Genomic DNA, 24,629 nt, shown 5'->3' on the forward strand with positions numbered 1-24,629 from the left:
ATATCCGACCACTGCCCACCGGTGAATGGCGCTGTCAGAGGCCACCACGTACCATGAAGGAATGCCGTTGGAAGAGGAACACAAGGACTTCGAGTTTGAGCGCCGCTTCTTTTGCCGGAACCTACCGGAGAAGCTGACGAACGGGGAGACCCCCACCCTGATAGTGCAGAGCTACTACGTGCACGAAGACAACTACGCCCTCCGAATACGCCTCCAGGCCGACGACCACGCACTTGATATGAACAGCCACACCGATGCCCTGCATACGCTCCTGGAAACAGGCGACCATTTCACCGCCGCCTCCATGACGGCCAAGGGACCATCAGTCGGCGGAACACGGTACGAGGCGGAACGCGCCATCGACATCGGCATCGCCCAAGAGCTCATGCTCAGAGGCGGATCCCCAATCATCAAGAACCGTTACGGTATCTGGCTCGATGAGGATTGGTGGAACCTGGATGTCTTCGGCGGAGAGAATGCGCCGCTTGTTGTCGCCGAGGTGGAACGCAGCGGCCCCGTCACCGATCTGACCATCCCCGACTTCTGTCTGACGGAGATCACCGACGATCCCAGATTCTCCAACGACGGCCTGGCCAACAAACCCTTCAGCCTATGGGCAGACGACTTCGATAGGGAGCTCACGGAAAGCGGCCCCCATTTCATGAGCAATTTCGGGCACAACCGAACCGAAGGAAACCCGGACAACCGCTGACAGCAGCGAACACGGCACCATCCGAAACACAAACTCGGTTGCAAGGAGCCAGACTGCACAGCTACCAGGTGTAATTTGCCTTCCGTTTAATCGTGTATTCTTACTTTCGGGGTTAATTAGGGATGTTGAAAGTGTGGGTTCAACAACCTTATCGAGTCGAATCCTCTGGTTCCTCACCCTCTAAATAGTGAAACCGGTGAAAAGGAATATACTACAAGTGTCAGTCTCTATAAAGATACGCCCGCTGGCGGCGACCCTGGCAGTAGCCACTGTTCTGGCCTGCGGAATTGCCGCAACCAACAAATCGGCCTTCGGAGAAGAAGAGAACGAGCACGAAGCTGTCCGTGCCGATACCTCGGGTTGCGTGGTCGGGAGCTCTACTTTCGCCTCTTGCTTCCCTGATTACAACCTGGCAGTACAAATCGCGGAGAGGGTCAGGCCCGTCGCCAAGACTCCAACAGACATCATGACGCAGGCTGATGTAGACGGGTTAACACGTCTCTACGCTGAGGGGGTCTCCAACCTGGAGGGCATCGAAAACCTCACCGCCCTCACCGATCTGGCGGTCGCCATCGGTGGTATTACCGACCTGACCCCCTTGGACAACCCTGTTCTGGCACAGAACATCACGGAGTTGGAACTCGACGAGAATGAAATCACCGATATCTCGCCCCTGCGGAACTACACCAACCTCGAGTACATAAATCTGAGATGCAACCATATTTCAGACCTGTCGCCCCTGAAAGACCTGCATCCCCACACTTTGAAGGCTTCCGATCAGCACATATATCTGGGTCGTGAGGATCTTCGGGGCAATCCCGATCAGGCCGTCAGCATGCCCTTCCCGATCGGCAAGAACGGGGAACCCGTCACCCCAACCGATATCGAACCGGCGGAAGGTATGGAACAGATCGGCACCGAACTCATCTGGTCCGCACCGGCAGCCGGAGGCCCCCACTCCTTCAACTTTGATGGCGGTGACGATCTGACCTACCTCTTTGAAGGTTCCGTGCAGCTGGAGGTGATGACCGCCGAGCCCAGACTGGTCACCTTCACCCCCCTCCAGCCGGTGGACCCGCAGCCCACCACCGGACAACGGGTCGCTCATGGCCTGACCGCCACGAAACCCGCCGATCCGGTCTGCCCCGGATACCGCTTCGTCGGCTGGTACACCTCCCCGAGGGTGGGAGGGGAACCCTTCAATTTCGAAAAACCCATCGTGGAGAACACCCCCCTGTACGGACGGTGGATCAGCGACACCGATGACTCCGGCAACAGCCAGGATGAGTCAACGGACGGGTCCGATGCGGGCGACAACCAAACACCCCTCCCCGAACTCGAGAAGGTGGTCTGCGAACCCGGAACCTCGACCTACACCCAGTGCTTCCCTGATGAGAATCTTGCCGAGCAGCTTGCTTCCAAAGCCTGGAAGTATCCCGAAGACGTCCTCACCCAGGACGACATCGACCGGGAATTCGCTGATAACCTTGTCCTGATTGATGCGTGGAATCTGAACGGCCTACAGATTCTGAAGAACATCAAGTCCATTGTTTTGGATTACAACTATTCACAGGGCCAATCTGCGGTGGATTTGCGTCCACTCTCGGAGCTGACCGAAATCACGTCGTTCCTGCTGACCGGTACTACTGACGAGAACACGACGGCCTTCCCCCTGGTCACTGATTTCACGCCTCTATCCAAATTGGTGAAGATGGAAACGATCACTATCAACACGGCAGGATTGAAGAACGTGAACGGATTCGAGTCCTTCACGGGCATGACCAAGCTCAATGACTTGGACCTGTCCAATAATCAGATATCTGATGTCAGGTCGCTGTCAGCCCTCAGCAGCCTGCACGCACTGTCGGGTATCGACCTCAGAAGGAACGCTATCTTGGATGCGAGTCCCCTCAAACCATTTGAACAGTCACCCGCCTACATTTCCATATCTGATCAGGAAATCATCGTAGGCCGGCACGAATTACCCGACACCACCTTGGCCCTGTCTCTTCCTACTCGTCCAGACGGCAAGTACATCTTCAACGGGGAAGAAAACATCCATTCGATTTCGGATAAAGGCCACTATAACTCCAGCAACTATGAGGTGGTCTGGGACGTCCCTGTCCAGGACACGGTTCACAGTTACGAATTCTGGGATGAGGGTTATCAAGAAGGCTCGTGGTACTACGACGGAATCGTAACCGACAGGCCTACTGATGATGTATCCGGGCGGGATATATACCAGATTCACTTCGATCTGGGCACCGCTCCCACACTTTCCCGGATACCCAATCAGCTGGTGTACTCGGGGAATCTGGCGAGCAAGGTACCCGATCCCATCCGGTACAAGCACGACTTCGACGGCTGGTATATGAAGGAAACCCCCGCCACCCCGGACGAGACCCCCGCTGACTCCGACGACATCCTGACCAGGAACCTCTCCGGCACGGGCGACATCCTGACCAGGAACCTCCTTGGCGCCGACGACACTGCAGACGACGAATCCACAGACACCAGCACAACTGTGGGCGACGACTCGACCGATTCCGGCACCGCTGCGGATGAGGTCCTGTTCGACTTCGCCAGCACAAGGGTCAAGAAGGACATCGAGCTGACCGCCCGGTGGACCCCGCGTTACATCCTGACCTTCGACAGCCAGGGCGGCAGCGCCGTGTCTTCCCAGTCCGTCCGCGCCGACCAGACTCCCAAGGAGCCGGCAGCCCCGACCCGGGCCGGATACACCTTCCAGGGCTGGTCCACCGCAGCACAGGACGGCACACCAGTGGACTTCACCCAACTGATAGGACAGGACACCACCGTATACGCCCAATGGACCCCTGAAACGGCACCGGTAACCCCCGTAGTGCCGGAGGCACCCACCACACCGGTCAACCCGGATACATCAGTCAACCCGGGAGCACCCGTTACTCCGGACACCCCGGTCAATCCAGGTACTCCTCCGACCCCTGATAACCCCCTGGCTTCCGGGAACTCAACCAGTCAGATCAGCACTGACTCTCCGGTCAGTCGAATGACTACCGGGAAGTACGTTACGACATCAAGGGGGTCCCGACTGGGTACCCTCGCCTCCACGGGTTCCGATTTACTGGGACTGATGTTTGCCGCACTGGTCATAGTGCTCTGCTGCCTTGGCTGCCAGGCCCACCTCCGGTCGCGAAGGAGTTCGGTACCTCGCTGAACGACGACCCGTGCCGGGCCGAATAGCCCCGGCACCTCAGGCAACCGCCCGGGCCAATGACCCGGTCCCCCGGACACCGTCCGCAGGGACCGGGTTCTCTATATATAAGGAGCGACACAACCCAGGGTCAGCGCATACCTTCCTGTGGGCAGGAACCGCTTCATCGTCGCCCGACTCCGCCGGAGCTCTATTGTGAGGGTTCAATGACATGATTGCCGCGTGCGAGCCCCTTTGCGAAATCGTGTATTCTGGCAGCTGGGGGAAAACAGGGGTGTGAAATACGGGTTCGACTGCGCAATCGAGTCGGAACCTCCGGTTTCGCATTCCCGGAACAGGAAACCGGTAAGAGGGGAAAATACAAGTGTCAGTCTCCATAAAGATGCGCCCGCTGGCGGCTGCCGTGGCAATGGCCGCCGTCCTGGCCTGTGGGATGACCGCAACCAACAGATCGGCCCTGGGAGATGAAGACGGGACCGGGACCGTCCCTGCCAACACCTCAGGCTGCATAATCGGAACCTCCACCATCGCCGACTGCTTCCCCGATCGGGAGCTGGCGGAAGATGTGGCCCGGTACATCACGCCCCGGAAGAATCCAACGGATATCCTGACGCAGGCTGATATAGACGGGCTAACGCGCCTTTATACCAACGACGTTGCCAACCTGGCGGGCATCGAAAACCTCACCGGCCTTACCGAGTTGCACATCCAAGATGGCCTTACTCCCGACCTGACCCTCTTGGACAACCCTGTTCTGACACAGAACATCACGAAGCTGGAAATCTCTCTTAGCGCAATCTCCGATGTCACTCCCCTGCGGAACTACACCAATGCCGAGTACATAGACCTGTCGGGCAACCAAATTTTCGATTTGTCACCCTTGAAAGACCTGCATCCCAGAACCATGAGAGCGTACGGTCAAGATATATTCCTCGGTCGTGAGGACCTGCGGGACGATCCCAACCAGGCCGTCAGCATGCCCCTCCCGATCGACAAGGACGGGGAACCCGTCACCCCAAGCGACATCGAGCCGGCGGAAGGCATGGAGCAGACCGCCACCGAACTCATCTGGTCCGCACCAGCAGCCAACGGCCTCCGCTCCTTCAGATTCGGCGACTTTGACAGCCTCTCTGGCTTTGGCGGCACTGTGCAGTTGGAGGTGGTGACTGCCGAGCCCAGGCTGGTCACCTTCACCCCTAACCAGCCGGTGGACCCGCAGCCCACCACCGGGCAGCAGGTCGCCCAGGGCCGCACCGTCACAAAGCCGGCAGACCCCGCCTGCCCCGGATACCGCTTCGTGGGCTGGTACACCTCCCCCCGGATAGGAGGCGAACGCTTCGACTTCGGAAAACCCGTCATGGAGAACACCCCCCTGTACGGACGATGGATCAGCGACACCGACAACCCCGGCGACGACCAGAACGGATCCACCGGGACCACCACCCCGGACCCCGACCGAGACCAAGACGCCCCTCCCCGAACTCGAGAAGGTCGTCTGCGAACCCGGAACCTCGACCTACACCCAGTGCTTCCCCGACGAGGACCTCGCCGAACAGCTCGCAGCCGCAGCCGGCAAGGAACCCCAGGACATCCTCACCCAGGACGACATCGACCGGGAGTTCAACGACGACGTCGCCCTCAACGACGTATGGAACCTCAACGGCATACAGATCCTCAAAAACATCAAGACCATCTCACTGGACTACGACTACACGCACGGCCAGTCTGCGGTGGATCTGCGCCCCCTCTCCGCACTGACCGAAACCACATCACTCCTGCTGACCGGCACAGCCGACAAGAACACGCCTGTCTTCCCCCTGGTCACCGATTTCTCGCCCCTGTCCAAGATGGAAAAGATGGAGAACCTCTCCATCAGCAATGCAGGATTGAAAAGCCTGAACGGAATCGAGTCCTTAGCAAACATGAAAGAGCTCAGGGAATTGGAGCTGAGCTATGATCAGATCACTGATCCCGGTCCGCTGGCGGCCCTCAGCGGCCTGCCCTCACTGAAGCAGCTCAACCTCGACGGCAACAGTATTTTGGACGCGAGTCCTCTCATACCATTCGTCGATAAATCAATCGCCATGATTTTAGTATGTGATCAAGAAATCATCGTAGGCCGGCACGAATTCCCCGGTACCAAACTGACCCTGCCCCTGCCCACGCTTCCGGACGGCAGGAGTTGCTACCTTGATAGGCGGCAAATCGGAATGATTACAGCTGAAGGCCACTATGATCCTAAAAACCATGGGGTTGTTTGGAATGTCCCGGTCCAGGATACAGTCCACAGTTACACATTCTATGATGGAAGCCACCGAGAAGGCGGTTGGGACCACACAGGAACTGTAAGCGACCGGCCGATTGGTGATGTGACCGGGCGGGATATATACAAGATCCGCTTCGATCTGGGCACCGCACCCACATCCTCACGGATTCCCGATCAGCTGGTGTACTCGGGGAATCTGGCGAGCAAGGTCCCCGATCCCATCCGGTACAAGCACGACTTCGACGGCTGGTACATGGAGAACACCCCCGACCCCACGGACGAGGACGAGGACGACATGCCGATCTGGCCCTGGAACCGCTCCGGCACAGGCGACGTCCTGACACGGAACCTGGCCGAACCCGGCGACGTCCTGACCCGGAACCTCCGCGACTCCAGCGACTCCGACAGCACCGCAGGCGGCGGTTCGGCGGATTCGGGCACCGCCGCGGATGAGGTCCTGTTCGACTTCGCCAGCACAAGGGTCAAGAAGGACATCGAGCTGACCGCCCGGTGGACCCCGCTCTATATCCTGACCTTCGACAGTCAGGGCGGCAGCGCCGTGTCCTCCCAGACCGTCCGCGCCGACCGGACACCCAACGAGCCGACAGCCCCGACCCGGGCCGGGTACACCTTCCAAGGATGGTCCACCGAAGCACAGAACGGCACACCCGTCGACTTCACCCAGCACATAGGACAGGACACCACCGTATACGCCCAATGGGCACCGGTAACAACACCGATCAGCCCTCCGACTCCCGGCAATCCCCTGGTTCCCGAGAACCCAATCATCCAAACGACTGATCCAGCACCACGAGGGTCCCATGTGGACACCTTGGCATCCACGGGTGCGGCTCTCCTGGGGCTGGTGTTTGCCACACTGGCCATAGCCATTTGCGGCCTTGTCTGCTGGACCCGCCCTCGGTCACGAAGGAGCTCGGTGCCGCGCTAAACAAGGATCCAATCCAGGCTGAATAGCCCCGGTACTTCAGGCATTCGCCTGAGCCAAAGACCCGGTCCCCCGGACACTGTCCGCAGGGACCGGGTTTCGTATATCAAGGGGTGCAACCCGAGACCATCGCATATTCTCCCGGAAGCAAGCAGTCACTTCCCCGCCTCTCACCCCAACAAAAACTCTTTTGTGAGGGATTTAACAACATGATTGACTCATGCGAGGGCCCTTTAGCGAAATCGTGTATTCTGACAGGCAGGGATAACAGGGGATGTTGAATTGTGGGTTCGACCGTGTAATCGAGTCGAAACCCCAGATTTCGCGTCCCCAAAACAGAGAAACAGGCAAAAGGGGAATTACAAATGTCAGTCTCTATCAAATTACGTCCGCTGGCGGCGGCCGTGGCACTAGCCACTGTCCTGGCCGGCGGAATGACCGCAACCAACAAATCGGCCTTCGGATATGAAGACGGGAACGGGACCGAACCTGCGCCTGCCGATACCTCAGGCTGCGTAATCGGGAGCTCCACCTTCGCCGACTGCTTCCCTGATCGTAGACTGGCGGAACAGGTGGCAGAGCATGTCAAGCCCGATGCCAAGACTCCAACAGATATCATGACACAGGCTGATGTGGACGGGTTAACGCGCCTCTCTGCCTACGGGGTTTCCAACATGACGGGCATCGAAAACCTCACGGCCCTCACCGAGCTGAACCTCGGTGACGGCGGTATTATCGACCTGACCCCCTTGGGCAACCCTGTTCTGACACAGAACATCACGGAGTTGGACCTCGGCGATAACGCAATCTCCGATATCACGCCCCTGAGGAACTACACCAACGCCAGGTACATCAGCCTGTCGAATAATCACATTTTCGACCTGTCTCCCCTGAAAGACCTGCAACCCAGCGACCTCGATGTATCGGATCAGACCATATATCTGGGCCGTGAGGACCTGCGGGACGACCCCAACCAGGCCGTCAGCATGCCCCTCCCGATCGGCAAAAACGGGGCACCCGTCACCCCGATCGACATCGAACCAACGGAAGGTATGGAACAGGTCGGCACCAACCTCATCTGGTCCGCGCCGGCAGCCGGTGGCACCCGCTCCTTCAGATTCGAAAACGACTACGACGAGGACCGAGACCACTACTTTGAAGGAACCGTGCAGTTGGAGGTGGTGACTGCCGAGCCCAGGCTGGTCACCTTCACCCCTAACCAGCCGGTGGACCCGCAGCCCACCACCGGGCAGCAGGTCGCCCAGGGCCGCACCGTCACAAAGCCGGCAGACCCCGCCTGCCCCGGATACCGCTTCGTGGGCTGGTACACCTCCCCCCGGATAGGAGGCGAACGCTTCGACTTCGGAAAACCCGTCATGGAGAACACCCCCCTGTACGGACGGTGGATCAGCGACACCGACAACCCCGGCGACGACCAGAACGGATCCACCGGGACCACCACCCCGGACCCGGACGAGACCAAGACGCCCCTCCCCGAACTCGAGAAGGTCGTCTGCGAACCCGGAACCTCGACCTACACCCAGTGCTTCCCCGACGAGGACCTCGCCGAACAGCTCGCAGCCGCAGCCGACAAGGAACCCCAGGACATCCTCACCCAGGACGACATCGACAAGGAATTCAACTACGACGTCTCCCTCAACGACGTATGGAACCTCAACGGCATACAGATCCTCAAAAACATCAGAACCATCTCACTGGACTACGACTACACCCAAGACGAGTCGGTTCGAACGGACAAGCCCGCAGTTGACCTGCGCCCCCTCTCCGCACTGACAGAAACCACAGCATTCTGGCTGTACGTCATGACTGACGAGGATATGCCGATGTCCCCCGTGGTCACCGATTTCTCGCCCCTGTCCAAGCTGGAAAAAATGGAGCAGATTTCCATCAACAGTGCAGGGTTGAAGAGTCCGAACGGATTCGAGTCCTTCACGAACATGAAAGAGCTCGCAGAATTGGACCTGTCCAATAATCAGATCACTGATGTCAGGCCGCTGGCGGCCCTCAGCGGCCTGCCCTCACTGCAAAACGTCGAACTCAGTGAGAACCATATCTCCGATGCAAGCCCTCTCAAGACTTTCGAGTCATCAGCAGCCACGATCGATATATCCGGTCAGGAGATTGTTACAGACCGGCATGAGTTACCCGGCACCAAACTGGCTCTGCCTTTGCCCATTCGTCCAGATGGAAGATACGCGGAGTCGGACATCAGCAGGATAGTAAACCAGGGGCACTACGACGCCAGCAACTATGAGGTGGTCTGGGAAGTCCCGGTCCTGGACAAACCCCACCGCTTCGATTTCTGGGAGGAGAGCTCGCGAGAAGGCGCATGGTACTACGAAGGAACCGTAACCGACCGGCCGCGCAGAGACCTGTCGGCACGGGACATCTACCAGATTCGCTTCGAACTGGGTACCGAGCCTGCGTCTTCCTGGATTCCCGATCAGTTGGTGTACTCGGGAAATCTGGCGAGCAGGGTACCCGATCCCATCCGGTACAAGCACGACTTCGACGGCTGGTACATGAAGGTGAATCCCGCCACTCCGGACGAAACCCCCGATGACTCGGACGACACCCTTAGCAGGAACTTCACCGGTATGGGAGACATCCTGACCAGGAACCTCACCAACCCCGGCGATACCCTGACCAGGAACCTCCTCGACTCGGACGACACCGCAGAAGAAGACTCCACGAATTCCAACACCACCGCGGGCGACGGCTCCACGGACACCAGCACCACCCCGAAGGAAGTCCTGTTCGACTTCGCCAGCACGAGGGTCAACAAGGACATCGTATTGACCGCCCGGTGGACCCCGCTCTACATCCTGACCTTCGACAGCCAGGGCGGCAGCGCCGTGTCCTCCCAGACCGTCCGCGCAGACCGGACACCCAACGAGCCGACGGCCCCGACCCGGGCCGGGTACACCTTCGAAGGGTGGTCCACCGAAGCACAGAACGGCACACCCGTGGACTTCACCCAGCACATAGGACAGGACACCACCGTGTACGCCCAGTGGGCACCGGTAACTGCACCGGTAACCTCCGTGGTGCCGAACACACCCACCACTCCGAGCACACCGGTCAACCCAGATACACCGGTCAACCCGGACACACCCCCGACCCCCGTCAACCCGCTGATTCCGGAGAACCCGGTCAGTCAAACGACTACAGGCAACCCCGGCACGACCGCACGAGGGCCCTGGGTGGGTACTCTGGCGTCCACGGGTCCGGCACTCCTGGGGCTGGTGCTTACGGCCCTGGCCATAGCGCTTGTCGGTCTTGTCTGCCAGGCCCGTCTTCGGTCACGTAAGAGTTCCAAGAGTTCGATGACGAGGTAATCAACAACCCGACCCGGTCCCCGGACACCGTCCGCAGGGACCGGGTTTTCTATATCCTGACACAACCGCCCAGGAACAACCGTCAGTACATCATCGTGGAAAGCCGACGACGCGCCTTGGCCAGCCTGGGGTCGGCAGGCTCAGGAATCGTGAAGTACTCCAGAAGCCGCTGACGTATCGGCTCCATCTGGTCGCGGTGGCTGCCGAGAAAGTCCAAAAGGCGGTCGAAGGCATCCTGAATCTGACCACCAATCATGTCCACGTCAGCCACGGCCAACTGGGCATCCAGGTCGTCAGGGGCATCAGCCGCCATCTGCCGCACCTGGCGGACGTCAGCCGCGGAGGAACGGTCCATGAGGAGAGCCTTGGCATGTTCACGCCGCGCCAGGTCATCATTGGGATCAGCCTCAATCACCTTGGCGTAGGCTTCGGCGGCACCCGCATAATCACCCTCCTGGGCCAGTCGGTTGGCCTCCTGGTGGGATGACGGTACGGCCTGCTCCTGCCCACCCTGGTCCTCGGCGGACGAAGATCCCTCCTGGCTGGTCTCCTGGTATGGCGCCGTGCCTGTAATACCTGCCTGCTGAGCCATCTGGATGACCTGAGGGATGAGTTGATCTGTAATCTGCGTCAGTTCATCATCCGTGGGCAGCCCTTCAAGAATGGGCATGGGGCGTCCAGCCAGTAGTGCAAAGAGGGCGGGAGCGCCCTGGACCTGGAAGGTCTGGGCAATCTGCGGATTGGAGGCGATGTCGATACGGGAAAGCTGAATCTTCCCCTCCTGGGCGTTGACCACCTGCCCGAGCTTGGTAGCCAGGGGGAACAGCCTGTCATCGGTCGGCACCCAGAGCAGGAGAAGGATGGGGAAGGTGGCGGAGGTCTGCACCATGGCTTGGAAACTGGCTTCGGTGGTATCAACTACATATCCGCCGGCCGCCGGAGCCCCACCGGTCTGGCCCGGCTGGGCATCCACCTGGTGCTTGAGCGCACCTAAATCGACTGCACCCGCCAGTGAAACACCGGGCTGACCCTGCCTGTCATTGCTCACCATGTTCGTATCTCCTTGAGTCTTCCGACCCCTACCCCGGTTAAGTCTCTCCCACTCAATCTAGTCGGTCCGGGCGTCTTTCACCCACCGCAATCTCACCGGTTCAGACCGCTTCCACCTTGATGGGCTCTCGTTCCGCACCCACCGCCCGAATCGGGTCCTGGGAGGTTGAGGAGGGAATATACAGGGCTACGACGTTGACATAGGTGACCTTCATCGTGCTGGTGGCCTTTCCGTCACCAAAAAGGGCCTTCTCGGAATCCGATGCCGGAGAGGACTCCCGTCCTTCCCCCGCACGCCGGGTCCAGACAGAGTTGATCTGCGCCACCACCAGGTCACCGCCTTCTGAGGAGTGCATGACCCGGATTTCTCCATCCTGAGGCGCGAAGGTCTGCTCCTGCGAGCCACGATTGGCTTCAATCCCCTTCTGAACGGCCTGGGTCAGGGTGTCCATTGAGGTGCGGAAATCATCCTGGGCGAATTCCTTGGCATACTGACTGGAGCCAGGATTCTGCAGCACATCTGCATATCGACGGACCGCCTCGGCCGGAGTCGCCTTGAGGCCCTCGTCGGTCGGAGTGCCCATCTGGGCACCGATGGTGTCCACGGGGAACTTGGGCAACTGGGCCCCCTGGAAGAGTCTGGCGACCCCCCAGAGCTTGTAGTTCTCATGGGCCGATTCCTGGTTGAGGACCAGGAGGCGCTTGGACTGCTGATCCTCTGTGGTCGTCGTGATGGCGAAGACCGAACGCGGCCACCCCGGATCGCCCGGTATAACGGTCTGGGCGATGGTTGTGGGAATGGTCGTCTTGGGATTCAGATTTCCTGTCGCCCTGGCGATTTCAAGCTCACTGGTTCTGATCTGCAGCTGAGGACCGGTGACCCGCGCATCCAGGCCAGTCGGGTCCTTGGACTCGTTGGCCTTGTCGAGTACTTGCCCTATGTCCTTGCGAATCGCGGCTTCCTGCTTGGTCGTCAGATTTGGGGCACTGGTGGCGACACCCGCGGGTGCGGCACCGGGCTTCTGAACCTGGGGCACCTGGCCCTGGCAGGCCGCCAGGGATGAGAGCAACCCCAAGGACATGAACGCCGCCAGGGACCTGGTTACGACTCGTTGCATCCTGCTCATGACTGCTCCTCACCGTCCTGCTTGATATTCCCCTCATTTGCCAGCCTGGCCAGATAGGAACTCATCTCCTCCAGGGAAATGACCGAGGTCTGTGAGATGTCATCCGCACCACGGTCACCGGTGACTGACCTGCCCGGCTCGAACGCTTCGGACTGGGTGGTCTCAGATGAATCCGCAACCGCCTTCTCTCCTCCCATGGGGGACGGAGCACTGCCGGTGAAGCCTTGAGAGCGTTCCGTTTGCCCTGGTTGGGGCGGAACCTGAGACCACCCCTGGGGCTGACTCTGGCCCTGCCCCTCAACATTGGCCGTGCCCTGCTGTGAAGTCGTCTGAGTGGCGACCATATTCCTGGCTGTAGGATCAATCACCTGCGGCGCCTGCCCATTGGGTACGGTACCCGAGCCGGGCACCTGGGTGGAACCTTCGACAGCGTGCCGACGATGCCGGCCTGTACTCTTCCTCTTCTTGCCCAATCCGGGTGCCACCATGCTGCCCAAAGCCTGGGCCACGGTCACTTCCGGCTCCTGCTCCTTCACCGATGCAGCCTGCTTCTTACGACGTTTGGCAGGGTCCATGGCAAAGACCGTGGCGGAGAGAACCGCCATGATAACCAGAAGGCCGCCACTGAAGTAGAAGGGGATGGCGAAATCAGGCAATTTGCTACGTTCCCAGGAAAGCTGCAGCTTCACGGCCGATTGGGCTGCGGAGGCCTTGGCCCCCTGCTGGTCGGCACTTGCTCCTGGTTGCGTATCGACCAGCAGGACCAAATCAGGCCTGTCGGCCTCGATCGTCATCACCGTCGAGGCGCCACCACATTTGACCTGACGCCACATATCGGAATCCGCGAAAGCGACACCATCAGCGCCATCCTTGGCCTGCTTGGCCGCGGTCTTGCCCCGTGAAAGGTCAAGGGTCTCCCAGTCATCAAGCCCCTTGACCCGGGTCACATCCTGGCCTGCCGTCCAACCGGCTGCGTCCTGGGCCGTGGTCAGAGCCATGCAGACCTGGGCCTTCCCCCTGGTCCGCTCAGGTGTGGCACGGATACTGACGCGATTGTCGACCAAGGGCAGCACTCCCGGATCGGTCACCACATATCGAGTATCCGTCTTGCCCTGCGCGTCAACGTGGGGGGAGGGCTTCCATACCGTGGCATTCATGACACCCAGCACAATGCAGGTCACAGCCAGCAACCCGAAGATCGGCGTGATCACCCCACGCATGATTGTGCTGCGTCGCGACGGCTTACCAGGCCGGGATGCGCGTTCGGTTCCTTCAGTTTCTTGCTCCATAACATCGACATTCTACAGTCATGGACTTATAATCGTTTTTTTGCATGGGGCAAAATCTCCATTACCCCCTAGACTTGGGCCTTATGACCAAACTCAACAGGAAAAGCGACACCATCCGCCAGTTCGTCTGTGCTGCGACCGCTCTGGCCCTCTGTGCAGGCCTTTCCGCCTGCTCGTCAAGCTCCGATGCCCCCAAGTCCGCCTCCGACACGATGAGCGGTATCTCGGCCAAGGGGAAGCCGGGTTCGAAACCCGAAATCAGCTTTGACACCCCCCTCAAGGTGGAGAACCAGTCCCACCAGGTCATCCAGGAGGGTGACGGGGATGTGATTCAGGACGGGGACAGGGTCTGCACCCGGAGCGTTGCCATCGATTCCAAGACCGGCAAGGAAATCAACTCCACCTGGGATGAGGAAAAGCCGGAGTGCTCCATCGTAATCGACAAGACCTCGATCCCCGCCTATTATGACGTCTTCCGGGGCCAGAAGATCAACACCACAATCGCCATCGGCATCGACGACCAGCAGGAAGGCGGCCAGTCGGGCAGCAGCAAGGACAGCCAGGGGTCCAGTTACATCATGGCTCTAACCTTCGTTTCCAAGACCAAGGACCTCAAGCGGGCCGAGGGCGAGAAGGTCAAGGACATCCCCGCCGACCTGCCCAAAATCAGCCTGAGCAATACAGGCAAGCCCTCCCTGGATCTGAACGACTACAAGCCGACCAATACGCTGGTCTCCCAGACCCTGATCAAGGGCAAGGGAGCCAAAGTGGGCGAGCACCAGACAGTCAGCGCCAATTACACGGGCTGGCTCGCCAGCGACGGCAAGCAGTTTGACTCTTCCTGGGACAGAGGCCAGGCTTCGGACTTCAGCCTCGATCAGGTCGTCAAGGGCTGGCAGCAGGGGCTGGCAGGCCAGACCGTAGGTTCACAGGTCCTGGTCATCGTTCCCCCGGATCTGGGGTATGGGGATCAGGAGAAGTCTGGCATACCCGCAAACTCCACCCTGATCTTCGTGGTCGATATCCTGGCCGCATACTGACAGGACCGTCTTAGCAGCCAACACCGATAAAGGGCCGGAGGTCCCACCCTATGAATCTGGGTGGGATCTCCGGCCTTTTCCGTATCCGGTCTCCTTCATATCCGCTCATAGGCGGATACAGGTACCGGTCATTTCAGGCTTCAGCCCACTCCGCCTTCGATGACGATGTCATCGGGATTGGCTGCCTCACCGTAAACCGGAGCCAGGGTCTTCTCATAGTCCTTGTGGAAGAAGTTCTCCTTCCCCAGTTTGGCGATCTCCTCATTGATGTAATCAAGGAGGGCCTTGTTGCCCTTCTGAACGGCTGGAGCGATTGTGGCCTCGTCGCCCAGCTTGGTGATGCCGACCGTGAATCCCTTGTTGGCCTTGGCCCAGGCCAGGACCTCGGTGTTGTCGGTGCTCAGGGCGTCTCCACGGTGGTCCTGCAGGGCACTGTACGCGTCGGCGTACTGGTCATACTTCTGGAGCTTCACCTTGGGGTAGTTCTTCTCGAAGAAAGGCTCGGCGGTGGTGCCCTTGGCGATAATCAGGGTCTTCCCCTCCAGGTCCTCGACGTTCTGGATGGGAGCCGACTCAGGGGAGACCACACCCAGGAAGACCTTCATGTAGGGCTTGGCGAAATCCACCTTGCGGGCCCGTTCGTCCGTAACCGTGAAGTTGGCCAGGGTCACATCGACCTTGTTGCTGGACAGGACATCCACACGGGCTGCCGGATCGACCGAGGTGTACTCGGGTTCCACACCCAGGTCCTTGGCAAGCCGCTCCGCAAGAACCACGTCATACCCCTGGTACTTCCCATCCTTGTCCACATACCCGAAGGGTGCCTTGTCGGAGAAGACAGCAACCTTCAGCTTGCCCGACTTCTTGATGGCATCCAGGGATCGTGCCGACTGGGATGTGCCCGCCGACTTGCCCTCGTCACCCTTCGCGTCGCTGGGTGCGGATGCGGACGGACCGCAGGCCGCAACCGAGGCCATCATTACGATCGAAGCTCCGACCGCCACCGCTGCTCGAACCAATCGGCTCACCGATTTTGCCGCCATAGTCCCTCTTTTCCTTGATTTCCATATTGGTCATCCGCCCTCATGGACGGCTCCCGGAGGTTGCCCTCCGGAAAATCTCAAATCGCAATCGCCGGCTCTGCAAACCTGACGACTTGCTCATCTGCTTATCGGTCCGCTCCCCCGTTCCCGTCACCACGCCTGCGCTCGTACGTAAAGGTGGAGAGGAACTGCCTGGCCCGGTCCGTGGCCGGATTGGTGAAGAAGCGTTCGGGGTCATCGGACTCCTCGACCAGCCTTCCCCCATCCAGGAGGACGATGTGGTCGGCGATGCCTCTGGCGAACGCCATCTCGTGGGTTACGATCATCATGGTCAATCCCTGGTCGGCCAGCTCAAGAATGACCTGGAGGACCTCGCGGACCATCTCCGGGTCCAAAGCCGCGGTCACCTCGTCGAAGAGCATGATTTCAGGGTGGAGAATCAGCGCGCGGCAGATGGCAACCCGCTGACGCTGCCCACCCGAGAGTTCATTGGGCCAGGCATCCTTCCGGTCGGCCAACCCCACCCTTGCCAGCAGTTCCAAGGCCTCCTGGCGGGCCTCATCCCTGGTTCGCTTCTGCACCAGGACCGGTGCCAGAATCACGTTGTCCAGGACGGTTTTGTTGGGAAAGAGGTCATAGCTCTGGAAGACCATGCCAATCCTGGTACGAAGATCGGCGCTCCGGGATCCCGGGATCCGGCTCCCCCCCAGGCGCTTTCCCGCCCTTGCCGGGCCTGCCTGCCTCGACGGTCTCCCCATCCAGGAGAATCCTGCCGCCCTGGATGGGTTCCAGACCGGCGATGGTCCTCAGAAGGGTGGATTTGCCAGACCCCGACGGGCCCAGAACCACAAAGACCTTCCCCTTGGGTATCCGGAAGGACACATCGTTCAGGACCGGCTCGGCAGCCCCCGGGTATTGCTTGACCAGGTGCTCAACCTCCAGGACCGGACCCTGAGCCGATGCAGGGATCCCCGTATGCCCCGAGGGGTCCGGGTATCCGGCCAGACCCATCCTGCCATCCGTCTCACCAGGCTGAACCTGGTCTACGGTCCCGGCGGATGGTCGGTTTTCCTGTCCATCAGTCATGAGCCCACCTCTTTTCCAGATGCCGCGCCACCAGGGAGAGGGGCCAGCAGATGAAGAAATACATGAAGAAAATCACCCCGTATATCCACAGGGTCGCCTGGGGGTACGCAAACCTGTTCGCATCGATGATCTGCTGCCCCACCTTGATCACCTCGATGACACCCAGAAGCGCCGCCAGCGAGGTCGTCTTGACGATGCGCGTGGCCAGGTTGACGCTGGCAGGAAGCATCCGCCGGAGTGCCTGGGGCAGGATAATCCGCCGGAAGGTCTGCCATGAGCTGAGACCAAGCACGTAAGCCGATTCGTACTGGCTGCGTGGGATGGATTCGAGGGCACCGCGGACCAGGTCACCCAGCTCCGCCCCACCCCAGAGGACGAAGACGAGGACACAGGCCCCGGTCGCATCCAGATTCCAGTCAAAGGCCCGAGCGAACCCATAGAAGGCGATGAAGAGCAGGGCCAGCTGGGGCATAATCCGGATGAAATCCAGGTATATGCGCATGACAGCACGTACCAGTCCGTTTCGGACCGTCATCAGCCACCCCACCAGAAGACCGACCGGAATCGATAGGATGACCGAGATGCCGGCTATCCAGACAGTCACCCAGAGCCCCGTGAAAAGACGGGGGAAAACGCCAGGCTGGAAGAGGATTTCAACGCCGTGCATAGTCAAACCTCCTTTCCAGGACCGTTCCGATGATCGATATGGGCAGGAGAATGATCAGGTAGGTGACAATCAACAGCGCCAGGGACTCGTAGGTGTCATATGAAATCCCCATCAGGTCCTTTGTCACGTACATGACATCGGCCAAGGCGATGGCGGAGACCACCGAAGATTCCTTGACCAGGAAAATCACGTTGGCGACCACCCCGGGAATCGCACTGCCCAAGGCCTGGGGGAGGATGATATGAATCAGAGTCTGACTTGGGGAAAACCCAAGGACCTTGGCCGATTCACGCTGCACCCTGGGCACAGCCTCAAACCCGCCCCTCATGGCCTCGGCCATGTAGGATCCTCCCAGGAAGGCCAGGCCGACGATGGCGCAGGTCTGGGCACTCCAGCTTATTCCCAGCTTGGGCAATCCGAAGTAGAGGAAGTAGAGCTGAACCAGAAGTGGCGTATTCCGGGAGAGTTCGATGTAGACCCTGGCGACGGAGGCCACCAGGGGGATGTGCGAGACCTCGGCGGCAGCACAGAGCAACCCGACCAGAAGAGCGAAGACCACACCAAAGAAGGAGATGAGAAGACGGTCATGTAAGCTGCATTGACGAAGAAATGCACATTCTGTGCCATGAAGGACCAGTTCATGCCATCAGACTCCTTTCCGGTACCCTGTTCGAGGCTTCCTCTGATGCGGGCCGGTATCTGGTGCCCATCCTAGGGGACGTGGGGTTCCCATGTGCGCTTCTGGTTATATGAATAACGGATATCGTGTTATCCACCTGCTCCCTGACTTCCCCACCATGCGCGGCGAATGCCGAGTGGACGAAACCTGGGAGAAATACAGAAGGGCCCGGTTCATATTCCATGAACCGGGCCCTTCTTCGTCCTGTTGATCAGGCGTAGACCTTGGCTGTCGCCGCTACCTTCTTGATCATGTCGGGACGGTATCCGCTCCATGTATCCTCATCGGTAACCACGATCGGTGTCTGCTTGAAGCCCTTGGCAATGAACTGGTCAACCAGCTCCTGATTCGCGGTCAGATCCACCTGGTCGAAGTCCAAGCCCTGCTTGGTCAACTGACGCTTGGTGGCATCACACTGCGGACAGTGCGTCTTGGTGTAGACCGTAATCGACATAATCGCCTTCCCCATGATGGTAGGGTTTGTATCCTTCACTCGTTCGGAAGTCCGTTCAGCTCACCTTTTCCGGTAATCCGAACCGGGTCCAACCCGAACCTGTTGATTGCACTGTACACAGCCCCACAAGAAAGCACAACACCATCAGTAGTGGCGTGTCATGGGTCTAGTCACTATATCTAGTGATATCAGGCCCTTTCGGGCCGAAAATCACATATGTGTGATATCCGTCTCACAACCCGACCGTCGTGGCGACGATTCCATCAGAAGAGGGTCAGTTCGCCGTCGTCGGTGCCCTTCATCTCCTCGTAGTCCAGCACCAGACACTCGAATCCCCTATCCTCGGCCAGGGTACGGGCCTGGGGCGTGATGGTCTGGGCGGCAAAGATTCCACGGACCGGGGCCAGCAGAGGGTCGCGGTTGAGAAGCTGGCAGTAACGGGTGAGCTGCTCCACCCCGTCTATGCCGCCATTTCGTTTGATTTCAACGGCCACATGCATGCCTTCTCCGTCAATGGCCATGATATCCACAGGCCCTATCGGGGTGGGATACTCACGCCTGACCAACCTGGCACCTTCGCCGATCCGTTCGATCTGCTGGGCCAGGCAACGCTGAAGATGGGCCTCCACTCCATCCTTGACCACCCCCGGGTCCGTACCCAGGTCAAAGGTCTGATCGGAGTAGATCTGGTAGAGCCGTATGGTCAGCACATCGCTGTTCTTACCGGCAGACACCCTGAGCACCCTACGAACCGAGCCGGACTGGTTCTCATCCTGCTCCTGGGCAATCAGGCTTTCAGGCGCTGCGGATTCGGCCTGGTCCGCCTCCTCTGCGGAAGTCGGGCTCTCTTCTTCGCCTCCCGGCCCGGCAATATCAGCATCGCCCGCCTTCTTGTCGCCGGAATCACCGTCTCCCCCATTGTCCGGGCTGGTGTCGGGGCATTCCTCGGGAACGATTTCCCTGAGTGTGCAGGGAGCGCACATCCAGTTCAGGGGCTTATAGGATCCGAGTTCCGAGAAGATGAGGCAGCTCTGATCGGCCTTGACCAGGATTACCCGCTTGGCGGGACCCAGGGTGGTGTTGAGTCGTCCGGAGTATTCAGCCGAGCAATCGGCAACAATGATTCGCACGTGAGCCAATATATCAGCAAGCCAACATCGGACCGTCCGCCCGTGGTATTCAAAGATGCCCTGATAAGGGAACAGAAAAGGGTCTGCCCGGCAGGGGCAGACCCTCGACGGTCCGGATTGGCCGGCCGTGGAAGCGGAGCCTCCACCGGCCAGACGGGACCGATTTCAGCCCTGTTGGTCGTCCATGGAGTGGTCAACGGCCACGGTCAGTATGTTGGTATCGAAAGAGGCGAAGCCGCTGTCAACGTGGAAGCTCCGTTTCCCTCCGTCCGGGGTCTGAACCGAGACATCCCCCTCCTTGAGCAGGGCGAGAATCGGCTCATGGTCCGGCATGATACCCATGGAACCCATCGTGGCCGGCACCGTGACCGACCGAGCCTGCCCTGACCAGACAGGCTTGTCGGCCGAAACGATGGTGACCTGCATGGAGGTCTTTTCAGTGCCTGCCATTATGCCTGGTATTCCTTCTGCATGTTATGCCACTTCTTCTCCAGGTCATCGATACCGCCGATGCCGGAGAAGGCCTGCTCGGGCACGTCATCATAGGCGCCGTCGCAGATGCGGGTGAAGGCCTCGATGGTCTCGTCCGCCGGAACATATGAACCCTTGCGACCGGTGAACTTCTCGGCCACGTAGAAGTTCTGCCCCAGGAACTGCTCGATCTTACGGGCTCGGTTGACGGTGGTCTTGTCCTCCTCGCCCAGCTCGTCGATACCGATCAGGGCGATGATGTCCTGGAGCTCCTTGTTCCTCTGCAGGATGGCCTTGACCCTGTTGGCGCAGTCATAGTGAGCCTGGCCGACATAGCGGGGGTCCAGAATCCTGGAGGTCGAGGCCAGCGGGTCGACAGCCGGGTAGATGCCCTTGGAGGCGATATCGCGGCTGAGCTCGGTGGTGGCATCCAGGTGGGCGAAGGTGGTGGCGGGTGCGGGATCGGTGTAATCATCCGCAGGCACGTAAATGGCCTGGAGGGAGGTGATCGAATGACCGCGGGTCGAGGTGATGCGCTCCTGGAGGGCACCCATCTCATCCGCCAGGTTGGGCTGATAGCCCACGGCCGAGGGCATACGGCCCAGCAGGGTCGAGACCTCGGAACCGGCCTGGGTGAACCGGAAGATGTTGTCGATGAAGAGCAACACATCCTGGTTTTGCACGTCGCGGAAGTACTCCGACATGGTAAGAGCGGTCAGCGGGACACGCAGACGGGTCCCCGGGGGCTCGTCCATCTGGCCGAAGACCAGTGCGGTCTTCTCCAATACGCCGGCCTCTTCCATCTCTCCGATCAGGTCGTTGCCCTCACGGGTACGCTCTCCGACGCCTGCGAAGACCGAAACACCGCCGTGGTTCTGGGCCACACGCTGAATCATCTCCTGGATGAGCACGGTCTTGCCCACGCCTGCACCGCCGAACAGACCGATTTTGCCACCCTCTACATAGGGGGTCAGCAGATCGATGACCTTGATGCCCGTCTCGAACATCTGGGTCTTGGATTCCAACTGGTCGAAGGCAGGAGGATTGCGGTGGATGGGCCAGCGATCCTTGACCTCTATCTTCTCGCCATCCTTCTTGTTCAGGATGTTTCCGGCCACATCGAAGACGTGCCCCTTGGTCACATCACCCACGGGCACCTCGATGGGGCCACCCGTGTCGGTGACCGTGGCACCGCGGACCAGACCGTCCGTGGGCTTCAGGGCCACCGTACGCACCGTGGAATCACCCAGGTGCTGCTCGACCTCCAGCATGATCGTGGTCAGGGACTCGCCCTCCGTGTCGGAGGACTTGCTCAGATCGACGGTCAGTGCGTTGTAGATATCCGGCAGGTGGCCTGCCGGGAACTCGACATCGATGACCGATCCCTGGACACGGGTGACCCGGCCTTTGGAGGCCGAATCCTGCTGGTGGCTCGCTGTGGTCGTCTCTGCTTGCTGTGCAACCATTGGCGTTCCTACTCTTCCTCTTTGTTGAGCGCATCGGCACTGCCGACGATCTCGGTAAGTTCCTGGGTGATCGAGGCCTGACGGGAGGCATTGAGCTTCCTGGTCAGATCGTCGATCAGACTTCTGGCGTTGTCCGTTGCCGTGTGCATGGCGTTCTGCCTGCTGGCCGTCTCCGAGGCGGCCGAGGTGAGCAGACATTCGTGGATGCGTGACTGGATGTATTTGGGCAGAACCGCATCCAATACCTCTTGGGGACTGGGTTCGAAGTCATACAGGGCCGCATAGTGACTGCCGGGCTCGCCAACCGTGCCCTGGTCTCCCGGTTCGGGCGAATCCACGGCCTGTTGAGGATCCTCCTCATCGGGACGAACCAGTTCCAGCGGCAACATCCGCAGGACGCGTACCTTCTGGACGACCATATTGATGAACTCCGTAAACACGATATAGAGCTCGGAGACCCCGCCCTTTTCAGCCGGAGTCATATAGGTCTCCAGGAGAGCATCCGATATCTCCCTGGCTACATTCACCCCGGGCCGATCGCTTTCACCCTCCCAGGTTCTGGCGATGTCCCGGTTGCGGTACTTGTAGTAGGAGATGCCACGACGTCCGTAGACGAAGAGTTCAGGCTGACGGCCCTGCCGGTCCAGACGTTCCAGCAGGGACTCCGTCTCCCTGATGACCGAGGAGGTGTAGGCACCGGCCATGCCACGGTCGGCGGTCAGTGCCAGAACGGCCACACGCGGGTTCTTTTCGTCCTTCCGGACAATCGGATGACGGATGTCATCCGTATGGGCCACCAGAGCCTGGACCGCATCGAAGATCGCATCGGAGTAAGGCTTCGCATCCAGGGCCACGGTACGGGCCTTGGCGATATGCGAGGAGGCTATCATCTCCTGGGCATTGAAGATCTTCTCCAAGGCCCTTGTAGAGGCGATCCTTGACTTGAATGCGAGTTGTGAGGCCATGATCTACCGCTTCCCGGCCTTACCGCTCTTGCCACCCTCGGCGACCAGCTTCTCCTGCTGGACCGCGACCGGCTGGTCCTCCTCATCCTGCTCGGCCTGACGACCGTCCAGGGTCTTGCCGTTGTGGGTCACGAAGGTCTTGGCGAACTCGTCCACAGCCTTCTCCAGGGCCTGCTCGGTCTCCTTGGTGAAGTCCTCGGTATCACGGATAGTCTTGAGGATGTCCGTGTTGTGGTCCAGGTAATCCAGGAGGCCGGACTCGTAGGGCAGGACGTCCTCCAGGTCCAGATCATCCAGCTTGCCGTGGGTGCCGACCCAGACGGAAACAACCTGCTTCTCCATGGAGTAGGGCGTGAACTGGGGCTGCTTGAGCAGCTCGGTCAGCCTGGCTCCACGGGTCAGCTGGGCCTTGGAGGCCGCATCCAGATCCGAGGCGAACATGGCGAAGGACTGAAGCGAACGATACTGAGCCAGGGAGATCTTCAGGGTCGAGGAGACCTTCTTCAGAGCCTTGGTCTGGGCGGCGCCACCCACTCGGGAGACGGAGATGCCCACATCGACGGCAGGACGCTGGTTGGCATTGAAGAGGTCGGACTGAAGGAATATCTGACCATCGGTGATGGAAATCACGTTGGTCGGGATATAGGCCGAGACGTCGTTCGCCTTGGTCTCGATGATCGGCAGGCCGGTCATGGAACCGCCACCCAGATCATCGGAGAGCTTCGCGCAGCGTTCCAGCAGGCGCGAATGCAGGTAGAAGACGTCTCCGGGATACGCCTCACGCCCCGGCGGGCGGCGGAGCAGGAGGGAGATGGACCGATAGGCCTCCGCCTGCTTGCTCAGATCGTCGAAGACAATCAGAACGTGCTTGCCGCCGTACATCCAGTGCTGGCCGATGGCCGAACCGGTGTAGGGGGCGATGTACTTGAACCCTGCGGAGTCGGAAGCCGGGGAGGCCACGATGGTGGTGTACTCCATGGCCCCGGCCTCCTCTAGGGAGGAACGGACCGAAGCAATCGTGGTGCCCTTCTGTCCGATGGCCACGTAGATGCAACGCACCTGCTTCTTGGGGTCGCCCGACTCCCAGTTCCGCTTCTGGTTGATGATCGTGTCGATGGCGATAGCCGTTTTGCCGGTCTGCCTGTCACCGATGATCAGCTGGCGCTGACCCCGACCAACGGGGGTCATGGCGTCGATGGCCTTGATGCCGGTTGACAGGGGCTCGTCGACGGGATGCCTGTGCATGACGTCAGGAGCCTGGGCCTCGAGTATTCTTCGACCCTCGCTCTTGATTTCTCCAAGACCGTCAATGGGCTCACCCAGCGGGTTCACCGTGCGTCCCAGGTAGCCGTCACCGACGGGGACCGAGAGCACCTCCCCCGTCCTGTGGACTTCCTGGCCCTCTTCGACCCCTGCGAAGTCACCAAGGATGACCACACCAATCTCCCTGGCGTCCAGGTTGAAGGCCAGGCCCAGCGTGCCGTCCTCGAAGGTCAGCAGCTCATTGGCCATGCAGCCGGGCAGTCCCTCTACGTGCGCGATACCGTCGCCGGCCGTCCGAACGTAGCCCACTTCCTCGGTGGGGGTATTCGTCGGCTGGTAGGACTCGACGAACTGGTCGAGCGCCTTGCGCACAACGGCGGGATCAATGGTCATTTCTGCCATGATCACTCCTTATTTTCG

The 24,629-nt window shown here is 59.9% G+C and carries 16 protein-coding genes and 3 pseudogenes; 6 read left to right on the forward strand and 13 right to left on the reverse strand.

Annotated elements, in window-relative coordinates:
• The first annotated feature begins 61 nt into the window (after window positions 1-61).
• The 5 genes and pseudogenes from BINDI_RS06085 to BINDI_RS06115 all read left to right on the forward strand — a co-directional run bounded on the left by BINDI_RS06085 (window position 62) and on the right by BINDI_RS06115 (window position 10,479).
• Window positions 62-712 (forward strand): CYTH domain-containing protein, encoded by a 651-nt coding sequence (locus BINDI_RS06085; protein WP_033490745.1) that lies wholly within the window; start codon window positions 62-64, stop codon window positions 710-712.
• A 217-nt stretch (window positions 713-929) separates the two neighbouring features.
• On the forward strand, window positions 930-3,911 hold the full coding sequence (locus BINDI_RS07720) for an InlB B-repeat-containing protein (RefSeq protein WP_033490747.1): 2,982 nt from the start codon (window positions 930-932) through the stop codon (window positions 3,909-3,911).
• A 1,039-nt stretch (window positions 3,912-4,950) separates the two neighbouring features.
• Window positions 4,951-5,274: pseudogene (locus BINDI_RS07740) on the forward strand (InlB B-repeat-containing protein); the annotation flags it as partial.
• 364 nt (window positions 5,275-5,638) lie between these two features.
• Entirely contained in the window at window positions 5,639-7,123 is a 1,485-nt protein-coding gene (locus BINDI_RS06110) for an InlB B-repeat-containing protein (protein WP_041031348.1), read from the forward strand.
• A gap of 362 nt (window positions 7,124-7,485) precedes the next feature.
• A complete protein-coding gene (locus tag BINDI_RS06115; protein ID WP_041031349.1) occupies window positions 7,486-10,479 on the forward strand; it encodes an InlB B-repeat-containing protein in 2,994 nt (997 codons plus the stop codon).
• A gap of 82 nt (window positions 10,480-10,561) precedes the next feature.
• Here the strand turns inward: BINDI_RS06115 and BINDI_RS06120 are convergent, their stop codons facing one another.
• From BINDI_RS06120 to BINDI_RS06130, 3 genes are all read right to left on the reverse strand, one after another.
• The gene (locus tag BINDI_RS06120; RefSeq protein WP_033491223.1) at window positions 10,562-11,530 is read right to left on the reverse strand and encodes a tetratricopeptide repeat protein; all 969 of its coding nucleotides are present in this window, start codon (window positions 11,528-11,530) and stop codon (window positions 10,562-10,564) included.
• Window positions 11,531-11,630: 100 nt separating this feature from the next.
• Window positions 11,631-12,647, reverse strand: coding sequence for a DUF8094 domain-containing protein (locus BINDI_RS06125; RefSeq protein ID WP_033491308.1), 1,017 nt, complete (start codon window positions 12,645-12,647; stop codon window positions 11,631-11,633).
• 5 nt (window positions 12,648-12,652) lie between these two features.
• A complete protein-coding gene (locus tag BINDI_RS06130; RefSeq protein WP_148301994.1) occupies window positions 12,653-13,945 on the reverse strand; it encodes a hypothetical protein in 1,293 nt (430 codons plus the stop codon).
• Between the two features lie 83 nt (window positions 13,946-14,028).
• Between BINDI_RS06130 and BINDI_RS06135 the strand changes: the two genes are divergently transcribed.
• A complete protein-coding gene (locus tag BINDI_RS06135) occupies window positions 14,029-14,985 on the forward strand; it encodes an FKBP-type peptidyl-prolyl cis-trans isomerase (RefSeq protein ID WP_081830834.1) in 957 nt (318 codons plus the stop codon).
• A gap of 140 nt (window positions 14,986-15,125) precedes the next feature.
• Here BINDI_RS06135 and BINDI_RS06140 read toward each other — a convergent pair whose 3' ends face one another.
• The 10 genes and pseudogenes from BINDI_RS06140 to atpA all read right to left on the reverse strand — a co-directional run bounded on the left by BINDI_RS06140 (window position 15,126) and on the right by atpA (window position 24,611).
• On the reverse strand, window positions 15,126-16,028 hold the full coding sequence (locus BINDI_RS06140; protein WP_033491221.1) for a cysteine ABC transporter substrate-binding protein: 903 nt from the start codon (window positions 16,026-16,028) through the stop codon (window positions 15,126-15,128).
• A 125-nt stretch (window positions 16,029-16,153) separates the two neighbouring features.
• Window positions 16,154-17,039, reverse strand: a pseudogene (locus tag BINDI_RS06145) (amino acid ABC transporter ATP-binding protein).
• A gap of 67 nt (window positions 17,040-17,106) precedes the next feature.
• Window positions 17,107-17,781: an amino acid ABC transporter permease gene (locus BINDI_RS06150; RefSeq protein ID WP_033491219.1), complete on the reverse strand. Its 675-nt coding sequence runs from the start codon at window positions 17,779-17,781 to the stop codon at window positions 17,107-17,109.
• Window positions 17,768-18,423: pseudogene (locus BINDI_RS06155) on the reverse strand (amino acid ABC transporter permease). Before BINDI_RS06155 ends, BINDI_RS06150 begins: the two are co-directional and overlap by 14 nt.
• A gap of 248 nt (window positions 18,424-18,671) precedes the next feature.
• Window positions 18,672-18,914, reverse strand: coding sequence for a glutaredoxin-like protein NrdH (gene nrdH / locus BINDI_RS06160; protein ID WP_033491216.1), 243 nt, complete (start codon window positions 18,912-18,914; stop codon window positions 18,672-18,674).
• Window positions 18,915-19,177: 263 nt separating this feature from the next.
• The gene (gene nucS, locus BINDI_RS06165) at window positions 19,178-20,044 is read right to left on the reverse strand and encodes an endonuclease NucS (protein WP_033491215.1); all 867 of its coding nucleotides are present in this window, start codon (window positions 20,042-20,044) and stop codon (window positions 19,178-19,180) included.
• A 165-nt stretch (window positions 20,045-20,209) separates the two neighbouring features.
• Window positions 20,210-20,494, reverse strand: coding sequence for a F0F1 ATP synthase subunit epsilon (locus tag BINDI_RS06170; RefSeq protein ID WP_033491214.1), 285 nt, complete (start codon window positions 20,492-20,494; stop codon window positions 20,210-20,212).
• A complete protein-coding gene (gene atpD / locus BINDI_RS06175; protein WP_033491213.1) occupies window positions 20,494-21,981 on the reverse strand; it encodes a F0F1 ATP synthase subunit beta in 1,488 nt (495 codons plus the stop codon). The genes BINDI_RS06170 and atpD overlap by 1 nt, the downstream gene beginning before the upstream one ends.
• Window positions 21,982-21,989: 8 nt before the next feature.
• Window positions 21,990-22,946: a F0F1 ATP synthase subunit gamma gene (locus BINDI_RS06180; RefSeq protein WP_033491212.1), complete on the reverse strand. Its 957-nt coding sequence runs from the start codon at window positions 22,944-22,946 to the stop codon at window positions 21,990-21,992.
• 3 nt (window positions 22,947-22,949) lie between these two features.
• Window positions 22,950-24,611: a F0F1 ATP synthase subunit alpha gene (gene atpA, locus BINDI_RS06185; protein ID WP_033491210.1), complete on the reverse strand. Its 1,662-nt coding sequence runs from the start codon at window positions 24,609-24,611 to the stop codon at window positions 22,950-22,952.
• Window positions 24,612-24,629: the final 18 nt, after the last annotated feature.

The sequence above is a fragment of the Bifidobacterium [indicum] DSM 20214 = LMG 11587 genome, from assembly GCF_000706765.1.
Classification (GTDB): Bacteria; Actinomycetota; Actinomycetes; order Actinomycetales; family Bifidobacteriaceae; genus Bombiscardovia; species Bombiscardovia coryneformis.